The following is a 15,722-nucleotide window of genomic DNA, read 5'->3' as shown; positions in this document are numbered from 1 at the left end:
TCGGCTAACAACTCAACGATTCCACAAGTTTTATACATTCAACAGCTTCCTTTACATCGTGCACGCGCAATATGGAAGCCCCTTTTTGTAAGGCTATGGTGTTTAAAACAGAAGTGCCATTTAGGGCTTCGTTTGCTGAGGTTTGTAAGGTTTTATAAATCATCGATTTTCTTGAAATGCCAACTAGTAGAGGTTTTTCAATTATATTAAAAAGTTCCAACTTATTTAAAAGCTCAAAATTTTGTTTCCTGGTTTTAGCGAACCCAAAACCGGGGTCAACAATAACATCAACAATGCCCAAAGCTTTGGCAGCGGCAATTCGTTCAGAAAAATAAAAAAGGATGTCCTTTGCCAAATTATCATAATCAGTTTGTTGCTGCATGGTTTGTGGTGTTCCGCGCATGTGCATCATAATATATAGCACGCGCAAATCAGCTATCGTGGGAAGCATATGCTCATCCATTTTACCTGCTGAAATATCGTTAATTAATGCTGCCCCTGCTTCAATGCATTGTTTGGCCACTTTACTTCTAAAGGTGTCAATGGAGAGGAGAGTTTCTGGAAATTCCTTCAAAATGAAATTAACAATAGGTACAATGCGTTTTAGCTCTTCGGTTTCGCTTACATGTTCGGCATTAGGTCGCGAACTGTAGGCCCCAACATCAATAAAGGTTGTGCCTTCGAATAACATGCTTTCCACGTGATTCAAAATCGCTTTTTCATTTTTATGCATGCCGCCATCGTAGAACGAATCGGGGGTAATATTTAAAATCCCCATCACTTTCGGCGTAGACAAATCGATGAGTTTTCCTTTGCAGTTAATGGTCATTTATTGGATAATTCTAATTGTTTGTTAAATGTTAAAACTTTAAACCTCAAACTTTGAACTTTCTGATTATTTATGCGAAATTTACGCAAAATTCAAATTATTGATGCAAGATACTTCAAAACAATACGATGCCGTAATTGATACCTGCAAAAGTTTATTTATAAAAAAAATGAGTGATTACGGTAGCGCTTGGCGAATTTTAAGATTGCCATCTTTAACCGACCAAATTTTTATTAAAGCTCAGCGTATTAGAAGCCTTCAGAAAAATTCAGTGCGAAAGGTGGATGAAGGCGAAACTAGCGAGTTTATTGGCATTATAAATTATTGCATCATGGCACTTATTCAATTGGAAAAAGGTGTTGTTGAACAACCAGATATGACTACTGAAGAAGCTACAAAATTATACGAAGAAAAAGTGGCCTTGACCAAAAAATTAATGGAAGATAAAAATCATGATTATGGTGAGGCATGGCGCGATATGCGGGTGAGCAGTTTAACCGATTTGATTTTGCAGAAGTTATTACGTGTGAAACAAATTGAAAATAACCGAGGAAAAACTTTGGTTAGCGAAGGTATTGATGCCAATTACCAAGATATGATTAATTATGCTGTTTTTGCGATGATACATTTAAATGAACAAGAAAAATGAAAATACTCGTTAGCATTTCAAGAATATTAGTTGGTATCCTTTTCATCATTTCAGGCTTTATAAAGCTTAACGATCCACTTGGGTTTTCGTATAAGTTACAGGAATACTTCAGTGCTGATGTTTTAAACATGCCGTTTTTTGAGCCCTATGCCTTAATTATCTCTGTTTTTGTTGTGGTTTTTGAGGTTGTGCTTGGTGTATTTTTGATTATTGGCTACAAGCCTAAGTTCACGGTTTGGAGTCTTTTGGCCATGATTGTGTTCTTCACGTTTTTAACCTTTTATTCGGCCTATTTTGATAAGGTCAGGGATTGCGGCTGTTTTGGTGATGCCTTAAAGTTGACCCCGTGGGAAAGCTTCACCAAAGATGTTGTTTTACTGGTGCTTGTGCTTATTTTGTTTTTTGGGAAAAAGCACATCAAGCCCGTATTTGGTAAGTTGCAAACCACTGTTTTTGCATTACTCAGCTTTATCCTTAGTTTGTGGTTTGCCTATCATGTTTTAATGCATTTACCGCTTATTGATTTTCGTGCATATAAAATTGGAAACAATATTACCGAAGGCATGTCTATTCCAGAAGATGCCCCAAAGCCCATAATTGAATATTCATGGAAATTCAATATTAATGGTGAGGAAAAACTAATCACAACCAATGGGTCTTATCCTTCAGTTGACGGCGACTTTGTTGGTGTGGAAACCAAAGTGATTGAAGAAGGTTACCAACCACCTGTTGTAGATTTCTCCATAGAAAGTGAAGAAGAAAACTTGACCGAATACTTTTTAAACCAAGAAAATTTAATTGTGGTGGTGTCTTACAGTTTGGAAAAGATTGAGCAAGATGGAGCTTCAAAATTGAAAGCTTTGCAAGATAAAGCTATTGAAAATGGATATTTTATTATCGGATTGACTGCATCTGGTGAAACTGCAAAACAAAACATCAATAAAACTTACGGACTAGATTTTGCTTGGTATTTATGTGACGAAAAAGCAATAAAAACAGTAGTGCGTTCAAACCCTGGAATTTTAGAATTGGACAATGGCACAATAATGCAAAAGGTACATTGGAACGATATTGAAGATTTAAAACTGCCAAAAGTTGAAAGAAAAGCCAAATTTAAAAAATCAAGTGAGGTTATTGCCTATTTTGTTGACGGTGAGGCATCCACTAAAGAAGTGGTTGAGGCTTTAGATTCTGCAAAAATTGAAAGTATCAATGTTATAAAGGATTCAATTCAATTAAAAGATTTCAATAACCAAAACAACACGTTTTATACAGGGATAATTGAAATAATTCTAAAACCTGAAAACTGATTAGCTACCTGTTAAATAAGATCTTCTATGCCTTACTCACTTTATTTGGGGTAGTTACCATTATATTCTTTTTGTTTAGTGTACTTCCGGGAGACCCTGCACAAATGATGATGGGCCAGAACGAGGACAGTGAGCAATTGGCTATTGTAAAACAAAAATATGGTTTTGATAAACCAATTTCCAAGCAGTATTTTTATTATCTAAATGATTTACTGCCCATTTCATTCCACTCTAATAAATCAGAAGATTACACCTTTTTAAAAGAAGGAAAATATAATGGCGTAAAATTATTTTCAATAGGAAACACAACCACGGTTTTAAAATTCCCTTATTTACGCGAATCTTTTACCAAACAAGGTAAAAAAGTAAGTCAGGTTTTGGGTGAAACCTTGCCAAACACATTTGTTTTGGCCGTTTCGGCCATCACAATTGCCATGTTAACTGGTGTTTTTCTAGGTATTGTTTCGGCATTATATAAAGATAAATGGCTCGATAAGGCCATTCAGGTTTTAAGTACATTGGGTATGAGTGTGCCTTCTTTTTTCAGTGCTATCCTGTTCGCTTGGTTTTTCGGGTATATTTTGCATAGATACACCAATTTAGAAATGACAGGTAGTCTTTATGAGTTGGACGACTTTGGAGAGGCCATGCACATAAAATGGAAGAATTTGATATTGCCAACCATGGTTTTAGGTATTCGTCCATTAGCTATTGTTGTTCAACTTATGCGAAACTCTTTATTGGAAGTTTTTAATCAAGATTACATTAGAACAGCTAGGGCAAAGGGACTAAGGGAATTTCAAATCATAAAAAGGCATGCTGTTAAAAATGCATTAAATCCAGTTGTTACTGCCATTTCGGGTTGGTTTGCTTCTATGCTTGCAGGTGCCGTTTTTGTGGAGTATATTTTCGGTTGGAACGGCTTGGGAAAAGAAATTGTAAATGCCCTCAACACACTGGATTTGCCTGTTATTATGGGTTCGGTATTAATTATTGCGTTATTGTTTATAATAATCAATATTTTTGTAGATATCATTTATGTTTGGCTAGATCCAAAGGTAAAGCTGGAGTAAATGACGGTTTAACAAGTTAAAAAAAATTGAATTGAAAAGAATTGTGGTATTTACGTTAATGTTGGCATTTTTAAATTGCAACACACAAGTGCCCAAAGAATTTCCCAAAGATGCTCTGGAGGATACTTTTATAGCCCTTGATGGAAATCTAATAGCATTAAAAACAATTTTGGAAGCTCATAAAGGAAAAACCGTTTTTATTGATATTTGGGCATCATGGTGCGGTGATTGTTTAAGAGGAATGCCAAAAGTAAAGGCTTTGCAAAAGGTTCATGACGATGTGGTTTTTGTATTTTTGTCTTTAGATAGAGGGCAGGAGGCCTGGAAACGAGGCATAAAAAAGCATGATGTTCAAGGGGAACATTATTACATGGACAAAGGCAAGAAAGGTACTTTTGCAGATTTTGTTCAAATAGATTGGATACCTCGTTATATGGTGGTAGATACCAAAGGAAAAATTAAATTATTCAAGGCTGTAGAAGCCGATGATAAGAGAATAAAACAAACTTTACAATAATTAATTAACTAAAATAAAAATCCCTTTTCTTTGAAAAGGTTAAGATAGCAATGAGAAAACAAATAGTAGCCGGAAACTGGAAAATGAACAACGATTTGGCACAAACTGAAATGTTAATCGCTAATTTGAAATCACAACAGAAAACTTCAGATGCTGAGGTTATGATTGCGCCTACTGCAACTAACTTGTGGCAAGCATACAATAGCTTAAAAGGTTCTAAAATAGAAGTTATAGCACAAAATATGCACTTTGCAGAAAGTGGTGCCTATACAGGAGAGATTAGCGCAAGCATGTTAAAAAGTATTGGTGTAAATACGGTGATTTTAGGGCACAGCGAACGTCGTGAATATTTTAACGAAACTGATGAAATGTTGGCAAAAAAAGTTGATGCTGCTTTAGGTAAAGGGATGAAAGTTATTTTTTGCTTTGGTGAAGAGTTGGCAGATAGAAAAGCTGGAAAACAAGAAAAAGTAGTAGGCGACCAAATTAAAAATGGGTTGTTCCATTTGGGGGCTTCGGCGTTCCAAAATATTATTTTGGCTTATGAGCCGGTTTGGGCCATCGGAACAGGTGAAACTGCTAGCCCAGAACAGGCGCAAGATATGCACGCATTTATTAGAAGGACTTTGGCCGATAAATACGGTAATGACGTGGCAGATTCTGTTTCAATACTTTATGGAGGCAGTGTAAAACCATCAAATGCCGAAGAGATTTTTTCAAAGCCGGATGTTGATGGAGGCTTAATAGGAGGAGCTTCACTAAATGCTGAAGATTTCTTCGCTATTGTAAACGCTTTTTAAGTAACATATATTTGTCATTCCCGCGAAGATGGGAGTCTAAATGAAGGCATTTCCTGGTTTTTTACAAATCAAGGAATGCCTTATTTTTAAAAAATAATAATAAAATACAATAGTTGTTTTTACCTGATATCATCCATGCGCGTTTATTGAATCAAACGCAAATAAGACCGCTGAAAGTGATTTGAAGCCCAATTTAACTTGCCGAGAGCATGAAGTGCTTGTCACCATTTCAGAAGAACTTACCACACAAGAAATTTCCGAAAAACTATTTATTAGCCCTAAAACTTTTGAAACCCACCGAATGAACATCATTGTAAACTAGGGGCAAAAAACAGTGTCGGCATGATTAAAATCGCTATTGAGAAGCATCTGTTATAGGGTTTATCTTAGTATCTTTGCAGCCTTAAACAAGGGTATGTCAAACACAATTTATTTAGGGTATTATTTTAAGGTTGAACCACTACAACCTGCTGTCGAGATTTTAATAGCAGAACTCGGTTACGCTGGTTTTGAAAGTTTTGTTGAAACAGAGGAAGGTGTTGCAGCTTACATTCAAAAGGACGAATGGAATGAGCATGTTTTAGAGGATATTCAAATTTTAAGTTCTGAGGAGTTTGAGATTTCATTCACTTTTGAAGAAATTGAGCAAACCAATTGGAATGAAGAATGGGAAAAGAATTTTAATCCTATTGTGGTTGATGGAGTTTGTGCCGTACGAGCACCATTCCATGAAAAGTTTGATACAGAATACGATATTGTTATTGAGCCAAAAATGAGTTTTGGCACAGGTCATCATGAAACCACACATATGATGATTCAGCATATCTTAAAGAACGATTTTATAAATAAATCAGTATTGGATATGGGTTGTGGTACGGGTGTTTTGGCCATTCTTGCCGAAATGAAGGGGGGCAACCCGATTGATGCTGTAGATTACGATAATTGGTGCTATTTAAATAGTATTGAGAATGTAGAACGAAACGATTGTAAGTACATTACAGTTATTGAAGGAGACGCTTCAGTTTTAAATAATAAGAAATACGATGTTATAATAGCCAATATCAATCGCAATATTTTATTGCAAGATATGGCCGTTTACGTGTCTTGTTTAAACCAAAAAGGAATTTTGTTTTTAAGTGGATTTTATGATGATGATGTGCCTGTTATAAAGGCTGAATGTGAGAAACATATGTTAAAATTTGAGGAAAAACTGGAAAGAAACAATTGGGTTTCGCTAAAATTTTTAAATTAGTAGAGTTAAATCCCCAAAAAATAGATTGTATTATGAGTTCCAAAGAAAAAACATCAGAGGAATTACTGCTAGACGAAGAGATGATAACACAGAACGAAATTGTGTTGTACAATGACGATGTTAACACTTTTGACCATGTTATTGAAACACTCATTTATGCCTGCGAACATACATCAGAACAGGCAGAACAATGTTCACTTATTGTGCATTATAAAGGTAAGTGCACCGTGAAAACGGGGGCATATGACGACTTAAAACCACGCTGTTCGAAATTGCTTCAAGCTGGTTTGAGTGCCGAAATCGTCTAACTTTTCATTCTTCCAACAGCGCAGCTCACAAAAGATTTTGCTTTTGTAGCCAATGGGTTTTCATTCCCCGTAACTGGGTAGCCAATTTTACTTAATAATGTTTTTACTGTAGCAACCGTTGATTCTTCGTCTAAGGAAAAAGAAACCAAGCTATGCTCAACATCAACAGAAATGTCTTTTACATTTGGTAAAAGGGAAAGCTTCTCTTTTATACTATTGGCACAACCTCCGCACTTTAAATTCTGAACTTCTAAAGTTGTAGTCATTTACTTTTTAGATGTTTTGATGCCGAATACCTTATACAATGGGCAAAAATTGATAAAACTGGTAATTAGGAAAATAATAGCTAATGCCATTAAAATGTAGGCCAACGTGCCTGATATTGCATCAAAATAGTAAAGCAATGCTATGACAATAGCCACCAATATTCTAATGGACTTGTCTGCGGTTCCCATATTTTTTTTCATATCAAAATGGTTTTAAATGGTTTATAATGTCGACGGGCAAACATAATCTGTAGTTGGTAAATCAGTATTTTTTAAGGCACCAAAACCACCTGCAATATCAACTAAATTATTAAAACCCCTAGCTTTTAAAATTGAAGCAGCGATTACCGAACGGTACCCTCCAGCGCAATGTAAGTAATAGGTTTTGTTTTTATCGATGGTATTCATGTTGTCATTAATGTAGTCCAAGGCGAAATGCTGAACGTGATCACCCACCAAATGCTCAGATTTATATTCACCATCCTTTCTTACATCCAATACATTGACATCTTTATTTTTAAATTTTTCAGAAAATTTATCCGCGGAAATGGAGGATATGGTTTCAATATCCTTTCCAGCAGCTTTCCATGCATCTAGACCACCTTTTAAGTATCCAAGGGTATTATCGTAGCCAACTCGCGATAGCCTTGTTACGGTTTCTTTTTCCTTGCCCTCTGGGGTAATTAATAAAATGGGCTGTTTTATGTCAGTAATTAATGCGCCAACCCATGGAGCAAAAGAACCGTTTAAGCCTATGAAGATAGAGTTTGGTATATGTCCGTTAACAAAATCCTTTTCTTTTCTTACATCAAGAACCAAAGCATTTTCATTATTCGCTAAAGCTTCAAATTCTTCTGGGTTTAAGGGCGTGTCGCCTTTCTTTAAAACGGTTTCAAAGGCATCATAACCAGATTTATTCATCATGGCATTTTTCGCAAAATATTGAGGAGGTGGAGCTATGCCGGTTAAAACTTCTTTTATAAACTCGTCTCGGGTCATATTGGCCCTTAAGGCGTAGTTTGTTTTTTTCTGTTCACCCAAAATCCCTACGGTTTCCTTGCTTAGGTTTTTACCACAAGCAGAACCTGCTCCATGTGCTGGATAGACAATGACGTCATCTGGCAAAGTCATAATTTTGTTTCGTAAGGAATCATAGAGCATTCCTGCTAAATCTTCTTTAGTAAGATTTGACTTAATTGCTAAATCCGGCCTACCTACATCGCCTAAAAAAAGTGTGTCACCTGAAAAGATGGCATGTTCTTTTCCGTTTTCATCTATTAACAAAAAAGTTGAGGATTCCAAAGTATGTCCAGGAGTGTGCAGTACTTTTATGGTGACTTTTCCTAACTTAAATTTCTCATTATCTTTTGCGGTATGAATATCGTAAGTGGTTTCAGCGCCAGGCCCATAGACTATGGTTGCCCCTGTCTTTTTGGCTAAATCTATATGACCAGAAACAAAATCTGCGTGAAAATGCGTTTCAAAAATGTACTTAATCTTTGCATTTTCTTTATTGGCCTTATCAACATATTGCTGTGTTTCACGTAAGGGGTCTATAATAGCAACTTCACCTTCAGATTCTATATAGTAGGCTCCCTGAGCTAAACATCCTGTATAAATTTGTTCAATTTTCATTTATATTTTTCAAATTCATTAAATTTTAAACAATTAAATAAAGATACGAAAATCTTCATTTTTGTTTGTAACCAATATTACAAATAGCCTACTGTAGTTCTTTATAAAGAATGTAAACGGCCATGATCAAGATGAAAAAACCAAAACTCTTTTTAAGTCTTTTTCCGCTGATGAACTTTGAGAGAAAGACTCCTAGAATAATGCCGAAAACGGCAACAAAAGTGAATGAAAGAAGAAAAATCCATTCTATATCTAGAGTTTGGACGTCCCCTAAAAATCCTATAAGCGAATTTATGGTTACTATAACCAATGAAGTGCCAACAGCTTTTTTCATTGGAAGTTTTGCCCAGAGCACTAAAGCTGGGACATATAAAAATCCTCCACCTGCGCCAATAACCCCGGTTATGGTGCCAATAACTAGACCTTGCGCAAATGTAATATAATAGGGCTGCTTTACTGTAGCGAGGGTTTCGGGGTTGTCTTTCTTAATCATCGAAAATGAAGCGAAAAGCATGACGATTGCAAAAAACACCATAATACCAACTTCTTTGGTTAAATTGTAATCTCCAATTTTTAATAACGTATCGGGAATTCCTGGAACCAAATAACGTCGCGTTAGGTAGACTGATAAAAAGGATGGAAATGAAAACGCAAGCCCGGTTTTAAAATCAACCAATCGTTTTTTGTGCTTTTGGAAAGTACCAACCATAGAGGAAGTGCCCACTACAAATAAAGAATATGCAGTTGCTATTACCGGGTTGTAGCCCAAAAGATAAACCATTACTGGTACCGTTAATATGGAGCCACCACCACCTACAAGGCCTAAAACTAAACCTATAATTAGAGCTGCTATATAACCGGTAAGGTGGGCTAAATCCATTTAGTGGGGGAGTTTGTTTTTTAAAACACCATAAATGAAAGTACCAACTACAGCTGCCGCAATTACGATTATCATGCTATAAACACCAGTGCCCAACAAGATGTACATAGGGCCTGGGCATGAGCCAACAAGTGCCCAGCCTAAACCAAAAATAGCCCCTCCTATAATGTATCTAGCGAATCCATCTTCCTTTTTTGGAACAAAAATGTGAACACCTTGTATACTTTTGATATTTACTTTTTTTGAAATTTGAAGGAATAAAATACCTGATGCTATGGCAGTTCCGATGATGCCATACATATGGAAAGATTGAAAACGAAACATTTCGTAAATACGGTACCATGATACAGCCTCAGATTTAACCAAAACAATACCGAAAAATATGCCAACGAGTAAAAACTTAATAAACTTCATAATTAAAATATTAGGGGTAAAATAAAATTGGCCATAATCAATCCACCAACAAAAAAGCCTATTACAGCTATTAATGAAGGCTTTTGTAGGCTACTTAATCCTGCAATAGCATGCCCAGATGTGCAACCACCAGCGTAGCGTGTGCCGAAGCCAACTAACAGTCCGCCAACAATTAATAAAGTTAATCCCATAGGGCTGCTAATGGCATCTACGCCATATAATTCATCGGGAACCAATGTTTCTCCTGAGTTTTGAAAGCCCATTTGTTTGAGTTCAGAAATAGTTACGGGGTTTAAGTCAGTGCCGCTATCGTTTGACAAATAATGAGTTCCAATAAATCCGCCAATAATGGCGCCTAACACTACGATTAAATTCCATACCTGTTCTTTCCAATCGAATTTGAAGAATTCAGAAAATTTCCCTGCACCCCCAATGGCACATAGCGTTTTTAAATTAGAGGACATGCCAAAAGTTTTTCCGAAATAAAGTAGTATGGCCATGACGATGGCGATTAAAGGGCCCGAAACGTACCAAGGCCAAGGGTTTAAAATATATTCCATGAGATTAATTGGTTAGTGTAAAATTATATGGTTAGTTTTTGCGTTATGTAACAATTGTTACGTAAAAGCTCCAAATAAAGTGATGTATTTCTGCGCTAAGGATTGCATTGGAAAGCCTATAGCGAGGAACGAGCGAGGACTTGCAACGTAAAGCCCGACCCTTGTGGTAGCGCCCAAAAAGTTATGGCGCTATAATACATCAATTTTATTACGGCTAAGTTTTATTTTGTTTTCGTTCTCCAACTGTTTCAAAAGTCTAGAAATTACAACTCGTGAGGTATGAAGGTCTTCCGCAATATCTTGATGCTTTACATTAATGGTTTTTGATTCGTGCAGTTCCGTTTTGTTCAAAAGGTACTTATACAGCCGTTCATCCATTTTCATAAAGGCCAAATTATCAATAGCCTCAAGCATTTCATCAAAACGGATTTGGTAGCTTTCAAGAATAAAATTGCGCCAACTGGCATTGGTCTGAAACCATTTTTGCATGTACTCAACAGGAATCATAACAAGTTCTGAATCCATTTCGGCAACAGCCCTGATTTTACTTTTTGATGTTCCTAGGCAACAAGTAAGCGACATAGTGCAAGTTTCTCCGGCTTCAAGAAAATATATCAGCAATTCGTTTCCATCGGCATCTTCACGAAGTATTTTTATGTTCCCAGTTAGTAAAAGCGGGATGTATTTTAGGGTTTGGTTGATGTCAATTATGATATCGTCCTTCTGATAAGTGCGTACAATGCCAATTTTTTCAATTTCTTTTATAAGGTCTTCATCAAAGGCACCGCTAAACTTTTGTTGCAGTAATAGTTTTTCCATATCCAAAAATAATGAATTAGAATTTTGAAATAAATAATTTGGTTGTATTTTAATAAAAAATGTATATTTGCACCCACTTTAAAAGGCCACGTGGCGCAACTGAATAGCGCACTTGATTACGGCTCAAGAGGTTGCAGGTTTGAATCCTGCCGTGGTCACTTAATTTAAAAGACTTTCAAGATATTGAAGGTCTTTTTTGTTTTAGAATAGAAGGTGTTTAATCATCCAATTCCAAGCACTGTTGCTTATCTATAAAAAAGCATTTGTAGACAATAGTGGTGATTTCTAAAGAGGATTTTGTTCCTTGAAGAAGCATGGACTCAATGGGAGAGCTGTGCAATTGTTTAATTTGAAAACCTGATACCTCTCTTTAAAATAAAAATCGCCGCACTCAATACCCCATGAATGATAAGAGTTACCATTTGATTGTTTTCAAGCTGTACTTTTACGCTTAAACGATTGTGCGTCATGTAACTGGCACAACCCAAATTTTCAGATAAATTAAAGAATACATTTAGTTTTTTCCATGCCTATATAGCTCAATAGTGAGCTTTTCGCTTAAAACATACAGGTTTGTTTGTAAGGTTTTTATTTTATAAAAATCATCATATTCATTAATTAGATATTTGCAGGAATTATCAGAAGTGATTTTTTCTGGTTTTGTCTCTTTTTTGCTCTCAGATACTGAGGTTTGGTTTTGAGAATTATTATTTTGTTCTTCTCCTGATTGTTTTTCTCGTTCAGCTTTTACTTTGACAAGGTATTGTTGCTTTTTAATTCTTGCAATTTCTTATGCTGCTCCAAGGCTTTAGTAATGGAATCCAGTCTTTTTTTCTCGACAATTTTAGTCTTTCCAGTTCTCTAATTTTAGCAATGGAATCCATTTTCAGTTGAGCAATGAGTGACAAACGCTTTTCTTTCTGGATTTTGGCGATAGAGTCTTTTCGTTGTTTTTCCAAAAGTGCCAGTCTCAGTTCATTATCGACTTTTGCGATGAAATCCCAACATTTTTGCTCAACAATTTTGAGTCTTTTCTTTTTGTTTCTAAATATTCCTGCCCCTTTGATGCTTCCTCAAGTTCCTTTTCCCTTTTTTTCCGATTTTCAATGGCCTTAATTCGTTCTCTCTCTTGAAAGTCATAATACAATCCATCATTTCTTAGGTAACTTCCTAGTCGTCACAGGCCGCAAAGCCTATGATACTTTTATATTTAATCCTATAAACATCCTTGCTGTCATATTCAAGTACTGTGCATTGGTCATTTTCTTTAAATTCTCCAATGGATTCAGAGAAGATATTCTGGTCTTTGTGCAAAACACCATTTTAGAAAACCGTTGTGCGTATTGGGGATTTCTTGGCATGCAACGTAGACACCAAAATTAAAGTGGATATGAAAAGGAGAAAAACTTTGTTCATAAACAAGCAATATAGTAGGGTTAGGGCGGTCTAGTTTGCGTTACTTTTTAACAGTTAATGCTTTTTAAGTATGGAAATTTAATCAATCTAATGCATTTTTGGTAACATACCATCGCCAGGCAATTATGGCCATCTGTAATTTGTTGGCTTTTGATAAATCAACTTTCTGTTTCGATAAGCTTGGGAAGATGATTTTATTAACCTTAGCAATAAATTTGAAAGCTTGCTTTTTCATAATACAAAAATAGTAAAACTTATTCTAGACTAAGTTTTACATTTTGTAGGCTTAAATAATTGAAATAATAAAGAGAATTACACCAATTATAAGTTTTACAAGCGTGATCATAATTTCAAGGTTTTAAAGGTTAGTAATGGCCTAGTTGTGCTAATGTTTTTTCAAGATATATATTTACTAATATGACCGCCAAGGAATTTTGTGAAAATTGATGAATTTGAATACTAAATTGTAAGTAAAAAAATATAATTTATTTCTGAAATTATGTGAGTAACTTCAATTAAATAATAAATTGAAATTTAAAAAGCTCTTTTTTGTTTAAAATTTAAATAATTAAAGGCTCTTTTTGTATTCTATTTTGAAAACCAAGGGGACTTTCATTCTTGAAAAGGTGGATTTTTAGAAATTTGTCTCTTTGACAGGAGTAAGTTGCAGCGATTAATGTGTTACTCAAAAACTTTCAACTTTCAATTTTTTACTTTCAACTTTCGTTTATCTTCGCATAAAATATTTATTAGCATGAGCATACTTTGGGTTATTCTGGGATTTATTTTGTTGGTTGTTGGCGGTGAGTTTTTGGTTAGGTCTTCCGTTGCATTGTCATTTAAATTTAAAATATCCAAGATGGTAATAGGTATGACGGTTGTCTCTTTTGCCACCTCTGCTCCAGAATTGTTGGTTAGTTTACAGGCCGCGCTATCGGGTTCACCAGCCATTGCTATAAATAATGTTGTAGGGTCAAACATTGCCAATATTGGCTTGGTTTTGGGGCTCACCGCAATTGTCGGTTCCATTAGTGTGGATAGATCGTTTTACAGACTGAATTGGCCGGTAATGATGCTGTTTTCAATGGCGTTATATTATTTTTTGGAGAATAATAATGTGCTTTCAGCTATTGAAGGTGGGATTTTGTTTCTAGGGCTTTTGGCATTTTTGTTTTTGCTTATAAAAAGTGCAAAAAAAGATACTATTTCGGAAGTAGTAAACGAAGCCCTTGCCATAGTTTCAAATTTTAAAATCATTTTATGGTTACTAATAGGTGCTTCTGCCCTTTATTTTGGGAGTGAATGGTTAGTTGAAGGTTCCAAGGACATCGCCAGGACAATTGGGGTGAGTGAGGCTGTGATAGGGGTATCCTTAATAGCTGTTGGCACCAGTGTTCCAGAATTGGCGGCTTCGGTAATTGCGGCAGCGAAGCAGGAAAAGGCCATTTCTTTGGGTAACTTAATAGGTTCCAATATTTTTAATATAGGCTCGGTTTTGGGCTTGACTGCCATTATAAAACCGATTCCGGTAACAGAGCCCCAAATACTTTCTAATGATATATTCTGGATGCTTGGTTTTGCGGCCGTTTTAATTCCGTTAATATTTTTGCCGAACAGATTACAGATTAGTAGGCTAAAAGGGTTCTTTTTGGTTTTGGGCTATGCTGTTTTTATGTTTATTGTTTTTACGGCTAAATGATTTACGTTGTTCCACTTCCAAAAAAATGTTCTTTCAAGTTTATAAGTAAGCTTTTAGTTAGGTATTCCAAAAGAACAAAAGGCCAACACTTTTAAATGTTAGCCTTTTGTATGAACAAAACTTTATTTTTTAATAATTAAATCTTAGCAGATTTAACCGTTTTTACAATCACCGCAGCAATTTTGTATGGGTCACCATTTGAAGCAGGGCGTCTGTCTTCTAACCAGCCTTTCCATCCTTTCTTAACAGTGATTAGTGGAATACGAATAGAAGCTCCACGGTCTGAAACTCCGTATGAGAAATCAGTGATAGCTGCAGTTTCGTGTAATCCAGTTAAACGTTGATCGTTAAACTCGCCGTATACTGCAATGTGTTCATCTACAACTGGACGGAAAGCTTCACATATTTTCTCGTAAACCTCTTTTGAACCACAAGTTCTCAAAGTTGTGTTGGAGAAGTTAGCGTGCATACCAGAACCATTCCAGTCCATATCTTTACCAAGCGGTTTTGGGTGATACTCAATATAGTATCCATATTTTTCGGTTAATCTATCCAATAAATATCTAGCAACCCATAATTCGTCACCGGCTAATTTTGCACCTTTTGCGAATAATTGGAATTCCCACTGTCCACAAGCAACCTCTTGGTTAATACCTTCAAAGTTTAAACCAGCTTGTATACATAAATCAGCATGCTCCTCAACTAAATCACGACCGTGAGTATTTTTTCCACCAACAGAGCAGTAGTACATACCTTGTGGAGCAGGATATCCGCCAACTGGGAAACCTAAAGGTAATTGAGTAGCAGTATCCATGATGAAATATTCTTGCTCAAAACCAAACCAGAAATCATCATCCTCATCATCAATAGTTGCTCTTCCGTTAGAAACGTGCGGAGTTCCATCTGCATTCATAACTTCAGTCATTACCAAGTATCCATTGATACGCTCTGGATCAGGATAAATAGCAACAGGAACTAATAAGCAGTCAGAAGAACCACCTTCAGCTTGTCTTGTTGAAGATCCATCAAAAGACCAGTTTCCAATTTCTTCTAAAGTGCCTTTAAAGTTTTCATGCTCCTCAACTTTAGTTTTACTTCTAAGGTTTTGCGTTGGGTAATAACCATCTAACCAAAGATATTCTAATTTAATTTTTGCCATAATGAATATTTAATTTTAATTGAATAATAATTTTTGCGTAACAAATATATAATTTCTCAGATGTACTATGAATTTTATGGGGGTGTTTTGATAAATGTCTAAGTTATTTTTATTTATACCCTATTTTTTTAAGGAT

Annotated in this window: 19 protein-coding genes and 1 tRNA gene; 10 read left to right on the top strand and 10 right to left on the bottom strand. The window is 35.7% G+C overall.

What is annotated here, in order from left to right; translation table 11 throughout:
• Positions 1-4 precede the first annotated feature (4 nt).
• The gene (gene folP / locus ACB104_RS10200; protein WP_370478435.1) at positions 5-829 is read right to left on the bottom strand and encodes a dihydropteroate synthase; all 825 of its coding nucleotides are present in this window, start codon (positions 827-829) and stop codon (positions 5-7) included.
• Between the two features lie 103 nt (positions 830-932).
• Here folP and ACB104_RS10195 point away from each other — a divergent pair, with 103 nt between their 5' ends.
• The 8 genes from ACB104_RS10195 (at position 933) to ACB104_RS10160 (ending at position 6,738) form a co-directional block, all read left to right on the top strand.
• The gene (locus ACB104_RS10195; RefSeq protein WP_370478434.1) at positions 933-1,478 is read left to right on the top strand and encodes a DUF1599 domain-containing protein; all 546 of its coding nucleotides are present in this window, start codon (positions 933-935) and stop codon (positions 1,476-1,478) included.
• Positions 1,475-2,788, top strand: coding sequence for a BT_3928 family protein (locus ACB104_RS10190; protein WP_370478432.1), 1,314 nt, complete (start codon positions 1,475-1,477; stop codon positions 2,786-2,788). The genes ACB104_RS10195 and ACB104_RS10190 overlap by 4 nt, the downstream gene beginning before the upstream one ends.
• The gene (locus tag ACB104_RS10185) at positions 2,785-3,861 is read left to right on the top strand and encodes an ABC transporter permease (RefSeq protein WP_370479090.1); all 1,077 of its coding nucleotides are present in this window, start codon (positions 2,785-2,787) and stop codon (positions 3,859-3,861) included. Before ACB104_RS10190 ends, ACB104_RS10185 begins: the two co-directional genes overlap by 4 nt.
• Before the next feature lie 31 nt (positions 3,862-3,892).
• Entirely contained in the window at positions 3,893-4,378 is a 486-nt protein-coding gene (locus tag ACB104_RS10180; protein WP_370478430.1) for a TlpA family protein disulfide reductase, read from the top strand.
• 50 nt (positions 4,379-4,428) lie between these two features.
• Positions 4,429-5,178 carry a triose-phosphate isomerase gene (gene tpiA, locus ACB104_RS10175; RefSeq protein WP_370478429.1) on the top strand — a complete coding sequence of 250 codons (750 nt, stop codon included), beginning with the start codon at positions 4,429-4,431 and terminating at the stop codon, positions 5,176-5,178.
• Positions 5,179-5,359: 181 nt separating this feature from the next.
• Positions 5,360-5,500, top strand: coding sequence for a helix-turn-helix domain-containing protein (locus ACB104_RS10170; RefSeq protein ID WP_370478427.1), 141 nt, complete (start codon positions 5,360-5,362; stop codon positions 5,498-5,500).
• A 93-nt stretch (positions 5,501-5,593) separates the two neighbouring features.
• Positions 5,594-6,430 (top strand): 50S ribosomal protein L11 methyltransferase, encoded by an 837-nt coding sequence (gene prmA, locus ACB104_RS10165; protein ID WP_370478425.1) that lies wholly within the window; start codon positions 5,594-5,596, stop codon positions 6,428-6,430.
• A 32-nt stretch (positions 6,431-6,462) separates the two neighbouring features.
• On the top strand, positions 6,463-6,738 hold the full coding sequence (locus ACB104_RS10160; protein WP_370478424.1) for an ATP-dependent Clp protease adaptor ClpS: 276 nt from the start codon (positions 6,463-6,465) through the stop codon (positions 6,736-6,738).
• On the opposite strand, the gene ACB104_RS10155 is transcribed toward ACB104_RS10160, so the two are convergent.
• The 7 genes from ACB104_RS10155 to ACB104_RS10125 all read right to left on the bottom strand — a co-directional run bounded on the left by ACB104_RS10155 (position 6,735) and on the right by ACB104_RS10125 (position 11,312).
• Positions 6,735-7,004: a heavy-metal-associated domain-containing protein gene (locus ACB104_RS10155; protein WP_370478422.1), complete on the bottom strand. Its 270-nt coding sequence runs from the start codon at positions 7,002-7,004 to the stop codon at positions 6,735-6,737. The genes ACB104_RS10160 and ACB104_RS10155 overlap by 4 nt on opposite strands.
• Positions 7,005-7,205 (bottom strand): YgaP family membrane protein, encoded by a 201-nt coding sequence (locus ACB104_RS10150; protein ID WP_370478421.1) that lies wholly within the window; start codon positions 7,203-7,205, stop codon positions 7,005-7,007. It abuts the gene before it with no gap.
• 21 nt (positions 7,206-7,226) lie between these two features.
• The gene (locus tag ACB104_RS10145) at positions 7,227-8,639 is read right to left on the bottom strand and encodes an MBL fold metallo-hydrolase (protein ID WP_370478419.1); all 1,413 of its coding nucleotides are present in this window, start codon (positions 8,637-8,639) and stop codon (positions 7,227-7,229) included.
• Positions 8,640-8,727: 88 nt separating this feature from the next.
• Positions 8,728-9,519 carry a sulfite exporter TauE/SafE family protein gene (locus ACB104_RS10140; protein ID WP_370478417.1) on the bottom strand — a complete coding sequence of 264 codons (792 nt, stop codon included), beginning with the start codon at positions 9,517-9,519 and terminating at the stop codon, positions 8,728-8,730.
• Entirely contained in the window at positions 9,520-9,933 is a 414-nt protein-coding gene (locus tag ACB104_RS10135; RefSeq protein ID WP_370478415.1) for a DUF6691 family protein, read from the bottom strand.
• A 2-nt stretch (positions 9,934-9,935) separates the two neighbouring features.
• Complete coding sequence (locus tag ACB104_RS10130) at positions 9,936-10,493, bottom strand: YeeE/YedE family protein (protein WP_370478413.1); 558 nt, start codon at positions 10,491-10,493, stop codon at positions 9,936-9,938.
• A gap of 189 nt (positions 10,494-10,682) precedes the next feature.
• Entirely contained in the window at positions 10,683-11,312 is a 630-nt protein-coding gene (locus ACB104_RS10125) for a Crp/Fnr family transcriptional regulator (RefSeq protein WP_370478411.1), read from the bottom strand.
• Positions 11,313-11,396: 84 nt separating this feature from the next.
• On the opposite strand from ACB104_RS10125, the gene ACB104_RS10120 reads away from it, so the two are divergent.
• Positions 11,397-11,470: transfer RNA gene (locus ACB104_RS10120), tRNA-Arg, on the top strand.
• 1,012 nt (positions 11,471-12,482) lie between these two features.
• Here ACB104_RS10120 and ACB104_RS10115 read toward each other — a convergent pair.
• The gene (locus ACB104_RS10115; protein WP_370478409.1) at positions 12,483-12,626 is read right to left on the bottom strand and encodes a hypothetical protein; all 144 of its coding nucleotides are present in this window, start codon (positions 12,624-12,626) and stop codon (positions 12,483-12,485) included.
• Between the two features lie 856 nt (positions 12,627-13,482).
• Between ACB104_RS10115 and ACB104_RS10110 the strand changes: the two genes are divergently transcribed.
• A complete protein-coding gene (locus ACB104_RS10110; protein WP_370478408.1) occupies positions 13,483-14,427 on the top strand; it encodes a calcium/sodium antiporter in 945 nt (314 codons plus the stop codon).
• A 136-nt stretch (positions 14,428-14,563) separates the two neighbouring features.
• Here the strand turns inward: ACB104_RS10110 and ACB104_RS10105 are convergent, their stop codons facing one another.
• A complete protein-coding gene (locus ACB104_RS10105) occupies positions 14,564-15,586 on the bottom strand; it encodes a glutamine synthetase beta-grasp domain-containing protein (RefSeq protein WP_370478406.1) in 1,023 nt (340 codons plus the stop codon).
• Positions 15,587-15,722 lie beyond the last annotated feature (136 nt).

Origin of the sequence: Tamlana flava (assembly GCF_041287255.1) — a bacterium.
GTDB classification, from domain to species: Bacteria; Bacteroidota; Bacteroidia; order Flavobacteriales; family Flavobacteriaceae; genus Tamlana; species Tamlana flava.
This window is presented reverse-complemented; position numbering and strand designations above follow the sequence as displayed.